At 72.4% G+C, this 15,754-nt stretch carries 14 protein-coding genes; 10 read left to right on the top strand and 4 right to left on the bottom strand.

The genetic code is table 11. The features are described 5' to 3' along the window. The first annotated feature begins 105 nt into the window (after positions 1-105). On the top strand, positions 106-2,010 hold the full coding sequence (locus KUM40_RS15075; RefSeq protein WP_254395075.1) for a DUF4041 domain-containing protein: 1,905 nt from the start codon (positions 106-108) through the stop codon (positions 2,008-2,010). Positions 2,011-2,025: 15 nt separating this feature from the next. On the opposite strand, the gene KUM40_RS15080 is transcribed toward KUM40_RS15075, so the two are convergent. Further along, on the bottom strand, positions 2,026-2,994 hold the full coding sequence (locus tag KUM40_RS15080; protein ID WP_217166435.1) for a hypothetical protein: 969 nt from the start codon (positions 2,992-2,994) through the stop codon (positions 2,026-2,028). A gap of 125 nt (positions 2,995-3,119) precedes the next feature. After that, positions 3,120-3,548: a hypothetical protein gene (locus KUM40_RS15085; protein WP_217166436.1), complete on the bottom strand. Its 429-nt coding sequence runs from the start codon at positions 3,546-3,548 to the stop codon at positions 3,120-3,122. 250 nt (positions 3,549-3,798) lie between these two features. Between KUM40_RS15085 and KUM40_RS15090 the strand changes: the two genes are divergently transcribed. The 4 genes from KUM40_RS15090 to KUM40_RS15105 all read left to right on the top strand — a co-directional run bounded on the left by KUM40_RS15090 (position 3,799) and on the right by KUM40_RS15105 (position 9,055). Continuing rightward, on the top strand, positions 3,799-4,380 hold the full coding sequence (locus KUM40_RS15090; protein ID WP_217166437.1) for a GNAT family N-acetyltransferase: 582 nt from the start codon (positions 3,799-3,801) through the stop codon (positions 4,378-4,380). 98 nt (positions 4,381-4,478) lie between these two features. Next, positions 4,479-5,993, top strand: a complete 1,515-nt coding sequence (locus KUM40_RS15095; RefSeq protein ID WP_217166438.1) for an ABC transporter substrate-binding protein — start codon at positions 4,479-4,481, stop codon at positions 5,991-5,993. Positions 5,994-5,996: 3 nt separating this feature from the next. Then, the gene (locus tag KUM40_RS15100) at positions 5,997-7,823 is read left to right on the top strand and encodes an ABC transporter permease subunit (RefSeq protein WP_308401151.1); all 1,827 of its coding nucleotides are present in this window, start codon (positions 5,997-5,999) and stop codon (positions 7,821-7,823) included. After that, positions 7,820-9,055 carry an MFS transporter gene (locus KUM40_RS15105; RefSeq protein WP_217166439.1) on the top strand — a complete coding sequence of 412 codons (1,236 nt, stop codon included), beginning with the start codon at positions 7,820-7,822 and terminating at the stop codon, positions 9,053-9,055. The genes KUM40_RS15100 and KUM40_RS15105 overlap by 4 nt, the downstream gene beginning before the upstream one ends. A gap of 275 nt (positions 9,056-9,330) precedes the next feature. On the opposite strand, the gene KUM40_RS15110 is transcribed toward KUM40_RS15105, so the two are convergent. Then, on the bottom strand, positions 9,331-10,167 hold the full coding sequence (locus tag KUM40_RS15110; RefSeq protein ID WP_217166440.1) for a LysR family transcriptional regulator: 837 nt from the start codon (positions 10,165-10,167) through the stop codon (positions 9,331-9,333). Between the two features lie 70 nt (positions 10,168-10,237). Here KUM40_RS15110 and KUM40_RS15115 point away from each other — a divergent pair, with 70 nt between their 5' ends. Continuing rightward, complete coding sequence (locus KUM40_RS15115; protein WP_217166441.1) at positions 10,238-10,663, top strand: ester cyclase; 426 nt, start codon at positions 10,238-10,240, stop codon at positions 10,661-10,663. 127 nt (positions 10,664-10,790) lie between these two features. Here the strand turns inward: KUM40_RS15115 and KUM40_RS15120 are convergent, their stop codons facing one another. Continuing rightward, positions 10,791-11,606: a CDP-alcohol phosphatidyltransferase family protein gene (locus tag KUM40_RS15120; RefSeq protein WP_374227382.1), complete on the bottom strand. Its 816-nt coding sequence runs from the start codon at positions 11,604-11,606 to the stop codon at positions 10,791-10,793. Between the two features lie 109 nt (positions 11,607-11,715). On the opposite strand from KUM40_RS15120, the gene KUM40_RS15125 reads away from it, so the two are divergent. The 4 genes from KUM40_RS15125 to KUM40_RS15140 all read left to right on the top strand — a co-directional run bounded on the left by KUM40_RS15125 (position 11,716) and on the right by KUM40_RS15140 (position 15,712). Then, positions 11,716-12,708 (top strand): zinc-binding alcohol dehydrogenase, encoded by a 993-nt coding sequence (locus KUM40_RS15125; protein ID WP_217166442.1) that lies wholly within the window; start codon positions 11,716-11,718, stop codon positions 12,706-12,708. A gap of 114 nt (positions 12,709-12,822) precedes the next feature. Next, positions 12,823-13,221: a 6-carboxytetrahydropterin synthase gene (locus KUM40_RS15130; protein ID WP_217166443.1), complete on the top strand. Its 399-nt coding sequence runs from the start codon at positions 12,823-12,825 to the stop codon at positions 13,219-13,221. Between the two features lie 44 nt (positions 13,222-13,265). Beyond that, positions 13,266-14,483 (top strand): glycosyltransferase family 4 protein, encoded by a 1,218-nt coding sequence (locus KUM40_RS15135; protein WP_217166496.1) that lies wholly within the window; start codon positions 13,266-13,268, stop codon positions 14,481-14,483. Continuing rightward, complete coding sequence (locus KUM40_RS15140) at positions 14,480-15,712, top strand: hypothetical protein (protein WP_217166444.1); 1,233 nt, start codon at positions 14,480-14,482, stop codon at positions 15,710-15,712. The genes KUM40_RS15135 and KUM40_RS15140 overlap by 4 nt, the downstream gene beginning before the upstream one ends. Positions 15,713-15,754: the final 42 nt, after the last annotated feature.

Genomic DNA, 15,754 nt, shown 5'->3' on the forward strand with positions numbered 1-15,754 from the left:
GGGCCGGGGCAACCCCCGGCCCCTCACCGGTACGGGCTTGAGCGGGCAGTGCAGCGACCGCGAGAAGCCGACCAGACACATCGACCCAGAGAAAGCGAACCTCCCTTGTCCGTACAGTCCTTCCGCCCCGACGTCGACGCGGCAGCCGCCGCGATGAAAGGCATCTCGTTCCCGGTCAGGGGCACGCTGAAGAACCTCCCGGAGGTGCTGACACCCGACGAGACGGTGCAGGCCCTCGCCGTGGCCCATCACGACGGCGTCCTGGGCGTCCTCGCCCTGACCGATCGCCGCACGCTGTTCCGGGCACAGGGGTGGGCGGGCCAGCGGCTGGTGTCGCACGCTCTCGTCGAAGTCACCGACGTCCGCTGGGCAGGAGGTCTGGGACAGGGCGTGCTCACACTGTTCGTCTCCGGCTTGGCGGCCGAGTTCAAGAACATGGACAAGAGGGACGGCCAAGCCCTTGCCGAGCGCCTTCAGCAGTGGCGTCAGTGGTACGCGGGACAGTCCGGTACGGCCGCTCCGGCGCCGGTCGTTCCCCCGCAGTCGGTACAGCCCGCGCAACCCGTCACCGCCTCCGCCCCCGTACCGTCGCAGCCTGCCGGCGGTGGAGGCATCTTCGGTCGGCGCCGTCGGGAGGCGGAGACGGAAGCGGCCCGTCTAGGTGAGCAACTGCGCGCACGTGAGGCCGACGCCGACGCACTGCGCTCGGAGAACCACCGTCTGCTGGCCGAGCTGACCGCGGTCGTCGGTACAGACACCGCCCGGCTGGTCCAGGAGACCGAACGGATCCAGCGGACTCACATCGGGAACCTGGCCGAGCTGCAGAGGATCGACGCCGTCCTCGACGCGAAGGTGGAGGCCGCCGCCGAGCGCGCCGAGCGCGACCTCCAAGGCACTCGGCAGGAACTGCAGAACCTGGAGGCACAGACCCGGGAGACGGAGCGTCGGCTGACTTCGGCCAGGGCCGGACTGGTCCTCACCGACGAATTGGCGCTGATGCAGGAGGCCGGCATCTACGAGTACCGGCACCCGCTGGCCGACGCCGTCGCCTACAAGGCACAGCTTGACCGCGCCAAGGACCAGTACAAAGTCCTCACCAAGAACGGGCGAGCCGTCGTCGGAGTCACCGAATGGACGGTCAACGGCTCCTCAGCAGAGGGGCGCCGCATGGTGCGTGACTTCTCCAAGCTGATGCTGCGCGCCTACAACGCGGAGGCGGACGCGGCGGTACGTGGCATGAAACCGCACCGCCTCGCCTCTCTCATCGACAGGCTGGACAAGTCGCGGGAGACCATCGCGAAACTCGGCAAGACCATGCAGATCCATGTCACCGACGAGTACCACCGTCTCCGGGTCCGAGAGCTGGAGCTGACCGCCGATCACCTGGCCAAGGTCGAGGAGGAGAAGGAACAACGCCGGGAGGAGCGGGCCCGCCAGCGCGAGGAGGAGCGCCTTGAGCGGGAGATCGCCCGCGAGCGCGCCCGGCTCGACAAGGAACGCAACCGCCTGGTCCTGGCGCTGAACCGGGCTCGCTCGGCGGGCCAGGCGGACGCCGCTCAGGTCGCGGAACTGGAACGAAAGCTCGGCGAGATCGACGCCGAGGAGGAGGCCATCGACCGGAGGGAGGCCAACCGACGTGCCGGATACGTGTATGTCATCTCCAACATCGGGGCCTTCGGGGAGTCGATGGTCAAAATCGGCCTGACCCGGCGTCTGGACCCCATGGACCGGGTCAACGAACTCGGTGACGCGTCCGTACCGTTCCGGTTCGATGTCCATGCGCTGATCTACAGTGACGACGCCGTCGGTTTGGAGCGCGCCCTTCACCAGGACTTCGAGGCGCGCCGGGTCAACCGGGTCAACGCACGCCGCGAGTTCTTCCACGTGAGCCCGGCCCAGGTCCGCGACGCACTCGCCCGCCATGCCGGCCAGCATCTCCTGGAGTTCCACGAGGAACCGGACGCACCGGAGTGGCGCGCGAGCGTCGCCACGGCGCGAGCTCACGGCTGACTCGTGGTCGAGCGCTCACTCGTGGCCGACGATTGACGCGATGGTCTTCCTGCGCCTTTCGTTGTCGGCCGCCGCCTTGCGCAGTTCATTGGCGTGCTTCCTGATCTGCGCTTTCTGGTACTGCTGTTCCTCCGTCGACCAGATGGTGACGAGTCGGGTCTCTCTCTTGCAGGCCACGTCGGCGAGCGCCATGTTGATCTCCTCGCGACTCACCGGGAGGACATCGATGTTGAAGGGCAGGTTCTCGCCGACCGGAGCGGCGGTCGTATAGCCCTTGTCGTGCATGCAGTGGGACCACTGCTTGAACACGGCGTTGACACGGGGGCTGTTCATCGTCCGCTTGTGGGACTCGGCCTTTATGTCCGAGGCCACCTCGGCGTAGGAGTCGTGCGAGGCGTCGTCCTCGCCGGCCAGTGCAGCACCGGCCTCGGCCACGCACCCTCCCGGTGGGCTGTTCTCGCCCCCGCCGTTGAGAGAAGCAGTGTAGGCGGGGTTGCTCCGGTGGGTGCGTATCCAGTCGGCGCGTTGTGCAGCGGCTTCGGTGTCCTTGTCCGCCGCTTCGTCAACGGCGGACGGCAGGTGGTACCCGTACTGCCGTGCCGTGGCCGTGTCGGCCACCCCGTAGCGTCGCTTGTTGCCGTAGACGCCGTTGTCCTTTACGCCTGCTTTCAGGACCGCATCCGCAGGCTGAGGGAAGGAGAAACCGAACTTCTGCATGCAGCGGTCGATGAGTACGGCACGAGCGAGCGCTGTCCGGGTCTGGTCATGAACCGTTGGCAGATAGGTGTTGACGGGAAGAATCACCTCCCCCGGTGCGGGCGCGGCGGTCGGCGGTGCCACGGTCGAGTCGGGAACGGCGGAGTCCTGGCCGGAGCAGGCTGTGGCCGACATCGCGACCACCGCAGTCACCACGACCACCGCGGTCAACGTGGTCGGCGCGGACAATCGACGCTGAGGGGGAGCCAGACGCAGGGGCAGAGGCATGAGGTGATTCCACTTCGTCGGATCCGTCGAAGTCGTCGGAGGGGTGCGGGTATGCCGCTCCACGCGCTTCCGGGCCCGCGGTGCGGCACCGGCGGGCCCGGAAGGAACGGATCGGCGGCTCAGGATCAGACGCCGATGTACACCGACGCGTTGTCGTTCCAGGTGTAGTAGAGCTCCCCGCGCTGTCCGCCGTAGAGCCAGTCGTAGTTCCCTGAGTAGTTGGGGGAGTAGTAGCTCCTGCAGTAGGCGGCCCACGAGTCGCATTGGATCTTCCGGGCGTTGTTGCGGACGACCTGGCCTGCGCCCGATCCCGTACCCGCGCGGTAGTGGTTGTCGCCGAGGTTGGCGTTGTCGTTCCAGCCGCCCCAGTAGGCCGAGTTCCAGGTGCTGTAGTAGAAGCAGACGTAGTAGCCCGTCGAGTAGCAACGCGACTCGTTGCCGTTCTGTCCGACGTGCTTGGAAGCGGCCTGCGCCGGCGCGGCTGTCAGGGGCAGCGCGGACACCGCTAGTCCTGCCGCCAGCAGCGTGCCCGCGATCTTGGTCTTGAGTTTCATGGTTCGTCTCCCGTAGGTGGAGTCATGTCCATGTCGCTGTGCGAATTCAGACCGTATGGCGCTGGGTCTGCTGAGTCGTCCCGCAAGGGGTTGAGTCTTGAGTGCAACCGTTGGGGTAGCGACGAGATGTACGACGAGAGGGGTACGACCAGCGGGTTACGCGAGTGTCGGCCAGGCTTTCGGTGGATGGCGTCAGCGCAGGTGAGGGGCCACTGGTCCCACGAGTCCGCTTAATGCGTACGATGTGCAAGTGCGTGACCGTGACTACAGCATCCGCCCAGCAACCCCCGCCGACCTCGACGCCGCCCGAGCCGTCATGCTCGACACCGTCTACCGGGACTTCGGTACCGGGTATGTCCCGCGCTGGCACGGTGACGTCATCGACCTGGCCGGGGCGTACGTGACCCCGCAGCGGCACGCCCTCCTCGTCGCGGTCGACGCGGACGGTGAGGTCGTGGCCACCGGTGCCCTCGACTCCCGCGGGCCCGCGCACCCGCCGAACCCCGCGCACGTCGCCGAGCGGTACCCCTCCGGTGTGACCGCGCAGTTGCGGCGGGTGTACGTCCGGCGCGAGCATCGGCGGCGTGGGCTGGCGCGTCGACTTGCCGATGAGTTGCTGGCGTTCGCCGTCGCCGACGGGGGGTATCGGGCCGTCTACCTGCACACCGATCCCGCCGTCACCGGGGCCGAGCCGTTCTGGCGGTCGTTGGGCAAGGTCGTGCACGACGAGCGGGAGGACGCGGGGGGCGGGCAGGGGATCGTGCACTTCGACGTTCCCTTGGACGGACTGGACGGACTGGACGGACTGGCCGGACTGGCCAGGGCGAGGTAGGCGTGAAAACCATTTTCAGGTAATCTCCGGTTCGCCGCCTCGCGCCCGCCACTCCGCCCGCTTTCCGCCCGCCGCCCTCCCTGATCGATCCGAGGACCATGCGCTCCCACCGCCGCCCCCGGCTGCTCGCCCCGTTCCTGCTGCTCCCGCTGATAGCCGGCTGCTTCGCCTCCGGAGGGGGCGACGAGTCCGGAGACGGCGGTGGCAAGGACGGCGAAGGGGCCCGACTTCGCGTCGCGCTCGCCTTCCCGCCCGCCGAGAACCTGTCCCCGTACGGTGCCGACGCCACCCTGCTCAGTCGGCTCGCGGTCACCGAGGGGCTCACCTCCCTCGATGCCAACGGCGTCGCCGCGCCCGCGCTCGCCGAGTCCTGGCGGCGGGACGGGGACAAGGTCTGGGAGTTCACCCTCCGCGACGCCACCTTCCAGGACGGCGCCGAGGTCACGCCTGCCGCAGTCGCCGCATCACTCAGCCACGCCACCCACGCCGAGCCCGCCCCCGCCGCCCTCGCCGGCGTCAGCCTCAGGGCCGAGGCGAGCGGCGACCGTGTCGTCCGTATCACCACCGCCGAGCCCGATCCCGTACTGCCGCTGCGGCTCTCCAGCCCCAGCCTCGCCATCCTCTCCGCCAAGGCGTACGAGGAGGAGGGCGGCCGCGTCGACCCCGTCGGTCACGCCACCGGGCCCTTCGAGCTGACCGAGGTCAACGGCGCCACCTCCGCCTCCCTCGACCGGTTCGACGACTACTGGGGTGGCCGCGCCCAGGCCTCCGGAATCGACGCCCGCTTCATTGCCGACGGCACCGCCCGCGCCAACGCTCTGCGGACCGGCGAGCTGGACATCGCGGAGGCCGTTCCCGTCGCCCAGGCGGCGAGCCTCGACAAGGAGACCCGGCGGGACACCGCCACCACCCGGACCACCAGCCTGCTCTTCAACGCCTCCTCCGGGACCTTCAAGGACGCGGGGCTCAGGGCCGCTGCCAGGGCCGCCGTCGACACCTCCGTGTTCGCCAAGGACGTGTACGAGGGGTACGGCGATCCCGGTGTCGGTGTCTACGGGCCCGCCGTCACCTGGGCCGAGGGGAAGCGGACCGCGCCCGTCGGGCGGGCGGTGGCCGCCGAGCCCGGCGACGACGACACCATCAGCCTCGCCACCTACGACAACCGGCCCGAGCTGCCCGAGGTCGCCCAGGTGGTCAAGCAGCAGTTGGAGAAGGCCGGGTTCACCGTCGAGCTCACCGTGCGGGAGTACTCGCGGCTCGAAGGGGACGCGCTGGACGGGAAGTTCGACGCCTTCGTGCTGGCACGGAACACGCTCCTCGACACCGGTGACCCCGTCGCCGTCCTCGCCAGCGACTACACCTGCGACGGCGGCTTCAACATCGCCCAGCTCTGCGACAAGGGCGTCGACCGTGCCGTCGCCGACGCCGAGAAGATCGCCGACACCGCGAAGCGGCAGGACGCCGCCATGGCCGCCGAGGCGCGCATCCTCGGCAGTGACGCCGTCGTACCGCTCGTGCACCAGCGGATCATCACCGGCGTCGCCGACTCCGTACAGGGCGTGATCCTCGACCCGTACGAGCGGGCCCTCGTCGGCACCGGCACCCGGCGCTGAGCCGTGCGGCAGCGGGTGGCCACCGTGGTGTGGCGGGTCCTTCTCGCGGCCGGGCTGGTGTGCGGGATCGGGCTACTGCCGTGGCTCACGCACACCGACCCCGCGTACACCGTCCTCAAGGCGCGGTCCGTCGAGCGGGAGCCGACGCCCGAGGTGCTCGCCGACATCCGGCAGCAGCTCGGGCTCGACGGCGGGCCACTCCATGTCCTCGGCCGGTGGCTCGGAGGACTCGTACGCGGGGACGCGGGCGAGTCGTGGATCTCCGGCTCCGACGTGCTGCCCGACGTGCTCCGGGCACTCGGGGCCTCGCTGCTGCTCATGAGTGTCGCGCTGCTCGTCGCCGTCCTGACGGCTGGGATCGTGTGCGTACGCACGCTCCGGCTCGGGGCACGGCGGCGGCTCGGGGGGCGGCGCGGGGGCGGGGCCGGGTCCGCCCTGGTCGCCTCGCTGCCCGAGTTCCTCGTCGCCTCCGTGCTCGCCACCGTCGTCGGGGTGCAGTTGGGGTGGCTGCCCGCGCTGGGGTGGTACGGGTTCCAGTGGACCGTGCTGCCCGCGCTCGCCCTCGGGCTGCCCGCGGGCGCCGTGCTCGGGCGGTTGCTCGACGATCTGCTGCCCGGCGCCTTCGGTGAGCCGTGGGCCCTCGCCGCCGCGGCGCGTGGGCTGACCGGGCGGTCCATCGCCCGCCAGGCCGTACGGCGCTGCGTGCCCGCGCTGCTGCCCAACCTCGGACTGTTCGCCGTGGGGCTGACCGGCGGGGCCGTCGCCGTCGAGCAGGTCTTCGACATCCCGGGGCTCGGGCGCACCACCCTCCAGGCCGCCCTCGGCCAGGACCTGCCCGTCCTCCAGGCCGGCACCCTCGCCCTCGTCCTCCTCGCGGCGTGCGCCACCGGTGCCACCCGCCTCGCCGCCCGGCTGCTCACCGGGCCCGCCCTGCGCGACGGGGCCCTGTCCTCCCTGCACCGGCCCGCGCCGCCCGCCCGCGGGTGGCCGCCCCTCCTCTACGGCGCCGTCCTGATCGCCGTCGTCGGGGTCGGGCTGACCCGTGATCCGCTCGCCCTCGACACCGGGCAGCGGCTGCGGGCGCCCTCCCTCGCCCATCCCTTCGGCACCGACTCCCTCGGGCGTGACCTGCTCGCCCGGGTCGGGCACGGGGCGCTCGACACACTGCTGCTCGCCTCCGCCATCAGCGCCGCCGCGCTGCTCGTGGGCGTGCTGCTCGGGCTCGCGCCCCGGGCGTCCGCGCCGCTCGTCGACACCGTCAACGCCGTACCGCCCGTGCTCGTCGCGCTTCTCGTCACCGCCGTCGCCGGGAGCGGAGCGGCCACGCCCGCGCTCGCCGTGGGGGCCGTCGCCTGGGCGCCGCTCGCTGCGCACACCTCCTCTCTGCTCCGCCAGGAACGCGCCACCCTGCACATCACCGCCACCAAGGGGCTGGGTGCGGGGCGGACGTATCTGCTGCGGCGCGAGTTGCTGCCCGCCGTACTGCCGCCCGTCCTGCGGCACGCCCTGCTGCGGCTGCCCGGCGTCGCCCTCGCGCTCGCCTCGCTCGGCTTCCTCGGTCTCGGTGCCCAGCCGCCGTCGCCCGAGTGGGGTCTGCTCCTCGCCGAGAACCAGCCCTACGCCGAGCGCGCCCCCTGGGCCGTCCTCGCCCCCGCCGCCGTCCTCGCCCTGCTCGGCGCGCTGGCCGTCACCGCCGCGGGCGGACTGCGCCGGCCGCGACCCCGGTGGCGGTCTCGGCGTAGGGCCGAGACGGTCGGGATGGTCGGGATGGTGGGGAAGCGGTCCGTCGTGGAGCGGGAACCCGAACCCGAACCCGCCCGAGTGCGATGACGTCCGTCCCCACCGGTCGGTCCGTGAAGGCTTCCCGCCGTCACGACCCTCCGCTCTCCCCGCTGCTCCGGCTGCTCATCCTCACCCAACTCGCCTTCAACATCGGCTTTTTCGCCGTGCTGCCCTTCCTCTCCGAGCATCTGGGTCAGTCCATCGGCATGGCGGGGTGGCTGGTCGGGTTCGTGCTCGGGCTGCGGACCTTCAGCCAGCAGGGGCTGTTCGTGGTCGGCGGTGTGCTGGCCGACCGGTACGGCATCAGGCCCGTCGTACTCGCCGGGTGCGTGCTCCGCATCGCGGGGTTCGGGTGGCTCGCCTTCGCCGAGCGGACCTGGGCCGTCGTCGGTGCCGTGCTGCTGATCGGGTTCGCCGCCGCGCTCTTCTCACCGGCCGTCGAGTCCGAGGTCGCGCGGCAGGCCGTCGTGTGGGAGGAGGCGGGCGGTGGCGACCGGACCCGCGTGCTCGCGCTGTTCACCGTCGCCGGGCAGGCCGGTGCCTTCGTCGGGCCGCTGCTGGGTGCGCTGTTGCTCGCCGTCGACTTCCGTACGGCGTGCCTCGCCGGGGCCGGAGTGTTCGTACTCGTCCTCGCCGGGCACGCGTGGCTGCTGCCGCAGCGCATTCCCGGGCGGGCCCAGGTCCGGGTCAGGGGCGGCGCGCGGCTCGTGCTGCGCAATCGGCGGTTCCTCGCGCTGTGTTGCGCGTACGGCGCCTATCTGCTCGCCTACAACCAGCTCTACCTGGCCCTGCCCGCCGAGGTGGAGCGGGCCGCCGGTTCGCAGGCGCCGCTGGCCTGGCTGTTCGCGCTGTCCTCGTTGCTGGTGGTGACCGCCCAGTTGCCGGTGACCCGGTGGGCGGGGGAGCGGTTGGCGCCGCGCCGGTCGATGGTGGCGGGGCTGGGGCTGATCGCCGTCGGGTTCGCCGTCGTCGGGCTGGCGCGGCCCGCCGGGTGGACGGGGACGGGTGGGCTGCTGCCCGCCGCCGGGTTCGTCGTCCTGCTCACGCTCGGGCAGATGCTCGTCGCGCCCGTCGCCCGCGCCTGGGTGCCGGACCTCGCCGAGGACGGGCGGCTCGGGCTGTACACGGGGGCACTGTCCTCGGTCTCCGGGGTCGTCGTGCTGGCCGGTAGTTCGGCTACCGGGCTGCTGCTGGACACCGGGTTGCCGGTCGCCGTGCCGTGGCTGGTCCTGGCCGTCGTGCCGTTGGCCGCGGTGGGGCTGCTGCCTCGGCGGCCCTGAATTCCCCGCAAGTTCCCTGCCCAGGGCCCGGTCTGACAGCTCCTGGCTGCGGATCGTCGCGACTGCCTCGTCGAAGAGGCGCTCGGGGTCGGGGTCGTCGGCCCCGCCGGAGCGGTACCACGCCTCGACGGCGGCGTCGAAGCAGGCCAGCTCAGTGGCGACGAACGCCAGGGCCCGCGGGGCGGGGTCCGGGGTCGGGGCAGGCCGAGCGAGTACGGTCCTCAGGGGCGGTGACCACGGCCCACTGACCATGGGCCCCCGGGGTTTGCGCGGCGTCACCCCGTTGAGTGCGTTGCCGCGGTCTCGGCCGCCGTACGGATGAACGCCGCAAGCGCCAGGTCGCGGCGCTCTTCGGGCCAGGCTGCGAGCAGTGTCGTCCGGCGACCGTCGGCGGGGACGGCGACCAGGTCGTGGCCGAGGTGACGCGCGACCGACTCGGGAAGGACGGCGACCATGCGGCCGAGGGCGATCAGCTCCGCCACCTGCCCGGTGTCCTTGATGACCGGTCCACTCCCCGCCGCGGCCTCGCTCCAGCGCGGAAGGACCTCACCGGCCAGGTCGGCCATGCCTACCGACGTGCTCCCGGCCAGCCGGTGAGCACGGGCCAGTACCACCATCTCGCGTTCGGTCAGCAACTCCTCGGTGGCCAGGCCGCCCAGATCCTCCTGCGGCAGCCGCAGCAGCGCGATGTCTGCGGTTCCGTCCCGCAGCAGCGTCCTCTCCTCGCCGATGCCGCAGATCAGTACCTCGACGTCGACGGCGTCGGGACGGGCGGCGAACCGGGTCAGAACGGGGTTGAGCAGGCCGGCGTCGCCGCCCGGCTTCGTCACCACCGTCAGCCGCTGCCGCGCTCGCCCGGCACGTCGGGTCAACTGCTCCGCCGCCGTGAGCGAGTCGAGCGCCCTACGGCCCTCGTCCAGCAGAACCTCGCCGGCCGGGGTGAGCGAGACCCGGCGGCTCGTGCGCTCCAACAGCCGGACACCCAAACGCCGTTCCAGCCGTTGTATCGCCCGGGACAGCGGGGGCTGCTCGATACCGAGCCGTGCCGCGGCCCTCGTGAAGTTCCGTTCCTCGGCGACCGCGACGAAGTAGGCCACCTCTCGGGAATCCATACCCTCAGGGTATGGGAGAGGGCCTCGACCGGTCTTGGTGCCGTTGGCGGACGGATGCTGGACTGGAGCCATGACAGACACTGGTGGGTCGACGACCCATGTGGACCGCATGCGGTTCTTCGTCGAGCAGGTGCAGCACGGGGGACGGCTCGACCTGATCGACACGCTCGTGCACGCCGACTACCACAACCACACGGCCGAATCGGGGCAGGCAGCCGACCGGGCCGGCGTTCACGCCACCATGACCGCCATGCACGCGGCGTTCTCCGACCTCACCGTGCGGATCCTGCACTGTGTGGGGGACGGAGATCTCGTGGCCACCCACAAGGTGTTCCGCGCCCGGCACACCGGACCGTGGTTCGGCGTCGCCCCGTCCGGCAAGCAGGTCGAGTTCCGCGTGATGGACATGGTCCGCTACCGGGACGGGCGGATGGCCGAACACTGGGCCGTCGCCGACGCGCTGAGCCTCCTGCGGCAGACGGGCGCGTTGGCCTGAGCCGAGTCGGCCGCGCCGCGGGCTTCAGTCGTGACGCGTGACGCGTGACGCGTCAGGCGGCGGGAGTCGCTCTTCACACTCTTTACGCTTCACTCTTCCGCAGGGTGTGAGACCCCGCCGAGGACGTTCACTGGGCGACGAGTTCCCGCACCGCCGCCCGCGCGGGCGTCCGCGGCTGCCGCGAAGTCCGCCACAGCCACAGCACATCCCTGCCGAACGACCACACCAGCAGGCCCAGCGCCAGTGCCACCACCCCGGCGTTCGCCACCCGCGGCAGCAGGTCCGCGCCCGCCAGGAGCAGCAGTACGCCCTGGAGCGCGGCCACCGTCTTGCGGGCCGTGCTCGGCGGCAGCGGAGCGGTCAGCCACGGCCACACGCGGGCCGCGGCGACGAACACGTAGCGCATGCCGCCGATCAGCAGCACCCACGGGCCCAGGTCCAGCGCGACGTACACGCTGAGGACCAGGATGAGGAACGCGTCGACCTCCATGTCGAAGCGGGCGCCCAGCGCCGACGACGTGCCGGTGCGGCGCGCGACCTTGCCGTCCACGCCGTCCAGGATCAGGGCCACGGCCGTCAGGCCGACCAGGAGGGAGACGGGCGGCGCGCCGCTGAAGGACTCCGCGACCAGGGCCGTCACCCCGCCGACCAGGGTGGCCCGGCCGAGGGTGACCCGGTTGGCCGGGCCGAACGACGGCAGCCGGGAGCGGTGCAGGGCGCGGGACAGTACCGCCCAGGTCGCGAACGCGAACGCGAGGCCGGTCAGCCAGCCCGCCGTGCCCATGCCGATCGCGGTTCCCAGCAGCGCCAGAAGCAGGATCTGCGCGCCCGCCCCCACCGCCGTCTCCTGCTGAACCGGCCTTGCGTCAAAGGCGCCGTAGGCACCATCCGCGCCGTAGGCACCATCCGTGTCATACGCGTCGTACGTGTTGTTCAGGGCCACCGAACACCCTCCGGCCGTGTGACAGAGTCGATCAACGCCGCTACCTTGTGCGCGGCTTGTGCATCCCTCGGTACGTGGGCGGCTTCCCGATCGTTCAGGAGGACATCCGATGACCCGCATGGCACACGCGTTCTGGCTCGAATCGCCAGGCCGGGGCGCGATCCGGGACGTGGAGCTGCCGGCGCCCGGCGCGGACGAGGTGCTCGTGCGTACGCTCTTCACCGGCGTGAGCCGGGGGACCGAGACCCTCGTCTTCGGCGGCCGGGTGCCCGAGAACCAGTACACGGCCATGCGCGCGCCCTTCCAGGAGGGTGACTTCCCCGGGCCGGTGAAGTACGGCTACCTCAACGTCGGCGTGGTGGAGGAGGGGCCGGGCACCCTCGTCGGACGTACCGTCTTCTGCCTCTATCCGCACCAGACCCGGTACGTCGTCCCGGCCGCCGCCGTCACCCCGGTGCCCCCGGAGGTCCCGGCCGGGCGGGCCGTGCTCGCCGGCACCGTGGAGACCGCCGTCAACGCCCTGTGGGACGCGGCCCCGCTGGTCGGCGACCGGATCACCGTGGTCGGCGGCGGCATGGTCGGCTGCTCGGTGGCCGCCCTGCTGGCCCGCTTCCCGGGCGTCCGCGTCGAGTTGGTCGACGCCGATCCGGCCCGCGCGCAGGTCGCCGGGGCACTCGGCGTCGGCTTCGCGTCCCCGGCCGACGCCCTCGGCGACCGCGACCTCGTCGTGCACGCCAGTGCAACGGAGGCGGGGCTCGCCAGGTCACTGGAGCTGCTGCGCCCCGAGGGCACCGTCGTCGAACTCAGTTGGTACGGCGACCGGCGCGTCGCCCTGCCGCTCGGCGAGGCCTTCCACTCCCGGCGCCTGACCCTGCGCGGCAGCCAGGTCGGCACCGTCTCACCGGCGCGCGGCGCGACCCGCACCTACGCCGACCGGCTCGCCCTCGCCCTCGACCTGCTCGCCGACCCGGCGCTCGACGCCCTCGTCAGCGGCGAGTCCGCGTTCGGTGAACTGCCCGACGTGATGCCGCGGTTGGCCTTCGGTGACCTTCCTGCCCTGTGCCACCGGATCCGGTACGACCGGGAGGCCACCGGCGCCTGACCTGAGAAAAGACGTACGGACCCCTGAACAAGGGAAGGCATCCCGCCGTAATAGACGGCACCCCGCGCAGCGATCGGCGGGGGATCAGACGTGCCACACCTGGAGGGTCGTCCGTTGTTCAGCATCACCGTCCGCGATCACATCATGATCGCCCACAGCTTCCGCGGCGACGTCTTCGGGCCCGCGCAGCGCCTGCACGGAGCGACGTTCCTGGTGGACGCCACCTTCCGGCGCGAGCAGCTCGACGAGGACAACATCGTCGTCGACATCGGACTGGCCACCCAGGAGCTGGGTGCCGTCGTCGGCGAGCTGAACTACCGCAACCTCGACAACGAACCCGACTTCGCCGGCGTCAACACCTCCACGGAGTTCCTGGCCAAGGTCATCGCCGACCGCCTCGCCGACCGCGTGCACAAGGGCGCGCTCGGCGAGGGGGCCAGGGGGCTGGCCGGCCTCACCGTGACCCTGCACGAGTCGCATGTCGCCTGGGCGAGTTACGAGCGTGCGCTGTGACCGACACATCCGTCGAAGCGACGGCCGACACGGCCCTGGGGGCGATGGCCGAGACGTCCCCTGGAGCGACCCCCGGCGCGAGCGCCGGGCGCGCCCGGCTCACCTACGTCCCCACGCAGATGTCCGTGCCGGCCTCGTCCCCGAGGAACGGGGGGATCGTCCCCATGTCCCTGCGCTCCGTGCACTTCGTCATGCCGGGTGGGGTCGACGACCCGGCCGCGCCGAGCGGCGGCAACGCCTACGACCGGCGGATACGGCTTGACCTGCCCGGCTTCGGGTGGCGGGTACGGGGTCTGCCCGTACCGGGTGACTGGCCCCGGCCGGACGACGCCGCCCGCGCGGAACTCGCCCGCGTCCTGCGAAGGCTGCCGGACGGTGCCGTCGTCCTTCTCGACGGGCTGGTCGCCTGCGGGGTGCCGGAGATCGTCGTACCGGAGGCCGAGCGGCTGCGCATGGCCGTCCTCGTCCACCTCCCGCTCGGCGACGAGACCGGCCTCGCCCCCGCCGTCGCCGCCGAACTCGACGCCCGCGAACGCACGGTGCTGCGCGCCGTCCCGGCCGTCGTCGCCACCAGCGACTGGGCGGTGCGGCGCCTCGTCTCCCACCACGGCCTCGACCCGGGCCGCGTCCACGTCGCCGCCCCGGGCGCCGACATCGCGCCCCTCGCGCCCGGCACCGACGGCGTCTCCCGGCTGCTGTGCGTCGCCGCGGTCACTCCCCGCAAGGGCCAGCACCGGCTGGTGGAGGCGCTGGCGGCCGCGACCGACCTGCCGTGGAGCTGCGTGTGCGTCGGCGGGCTCGGGCAGGACCCGGAGTACGTCGACGGGCTGCGGTCGCTGATCGCACGGCACGGTCTGGAGGAGCGGCTGGTGCTCGCCGGGCCGCGGACGGGCGCGGAGTTGGACGCCACCTACGCGACCGCCGACCTGATGGTCCTCACCTCGTACGCCGAGACGTACGGCATGGCGGTGACCGAGGCTCTCGCGCGCGGCATCCCCGTGCTGGCCACGGACGTCGGCGGCCTCCCGGAGGCGGTCGGACGCGCGCCCGACGGCGGGGTGCCCGGCATCCTCGTACCGCCGGAGGATCCCGCCGCACTCGCCGCGGAGCTGCGCGGCTGGTTCGGCGAGGTGGACGTACGCCGCCGCCTGAAGGCCGCCGCCCGCGGTCGCCGTGCCGCCCTGAACGGCTGGGCCACCACGGCCCAGAGCCTGGCCGGAGTACTGCACCGGCTGCCGAGTGAACCGAGGAGGGCGGCATGAGTACGAGGAAGACGACCGCACCGACCGGAAGCGTCATCCCGGCCCGGCCCGGCCCCCAGGACGCCCTCGACACCGCGAACGGCGTAATCCCCGGAGCGGGGCCCACCCGGCAGGGCGCGGGCCCGTTCGCCGCCGCCGGAGCCGTCGAACGGCGGGGTGAGCGGCCTGCCTTCGGTGCGGTGGACGGGTCGGGCGAGGGGCCCGTGAACCGCCCCGCCGACCGGTCCGGCGGCGGCTCCACCGGTCGTCCTGCCACGCAGCCCGCGGGAGACACCGTCTCCGCCGAGCGCGCCACCATCCGCCTCCGCGAGGCCCCGGTGCGGGGACCGGAGTCGGGGCAGGGCGGTCCGGGCTCGGCGGCGATGCAGGGGCCGGCGATGCAGGGGCCGCCCGACGACCCCCCGCGTTACGCCCCCGAGTGGCTGCGGCTGCGTGAGCCCGCCGATGCCGGCGCGCGAGCGCACGACCTGCTAGACCCGTTGCGGATCCGGCTCGCCAACCTGCCGAGGCGGGCGGACGGGCTGGTGGTGCACGACGTGGGCTGCGGCACCGGGTCGATGGGACGCTGGCTCGCTCCGCTGCTCGACGGGCCCCAGCACTGGGTGCTGCACGACCGCGACCCGTATCTCCTGCACTTCGCCGCCGTCGCCGCCCCTCGTACGGCAGCCGACGGGAGCCGCGTCACCGTCGAGACTCGGCGCGGGGACATCGCCCGGCTCACTCCGGACGCGCTGACCGGCGCCGCGCTGGTGACGGCGTCGGCGCTGCTCGACGTGCTCACCATCGAGGAGGTCGGCAATCTCGCCGCCGCCTGTGCCGCGGCCGGCTGCCCGGCCCTGCTGACCCTCTCCGTCGCCGGGCGCGTCGATCTGACCCCCGCGCACCCCCTGGACGTGGAGATCACCGAGGCGTTCAACGAACACCAGCGGCGTACCGGCATGCTCGGTCCGGACGCGGTGACCACGGCGGCCGAGGCCTTCGCCGGACACGGCGCCACCGTACGGGCGCACCCCAGCCCCTGGCGCCTCGGCCCCAACGAGGCCGAACTCACCGCCCAGTGGCTGCGCGGCTGGGTCGGTGCGGCCGTCGAACAGCGCCCCGACCTGCGTGAGCGGGCCGGCCGCTACCTGGACGAGCGCCTCGCGGCCTGCGCCGCCGGGGAGTTGCGCGTGCTCGTCCACCACACGGACCTACTGGCGTTGTGCCGGCCGACGGGCGGGACCTCGTGAGCGCACCGACCGTACCGGCCGTACCGGCGGCGCCTGCGGCAC

Source organism: Streptomyces sp. AC512_CC834, from assembly GCF_019049325.1.
GTDB lineage: Bacteria > Actinomycetota > Actinomycetes > Streptomycetales > Streptomycetaceae > Streptomyces.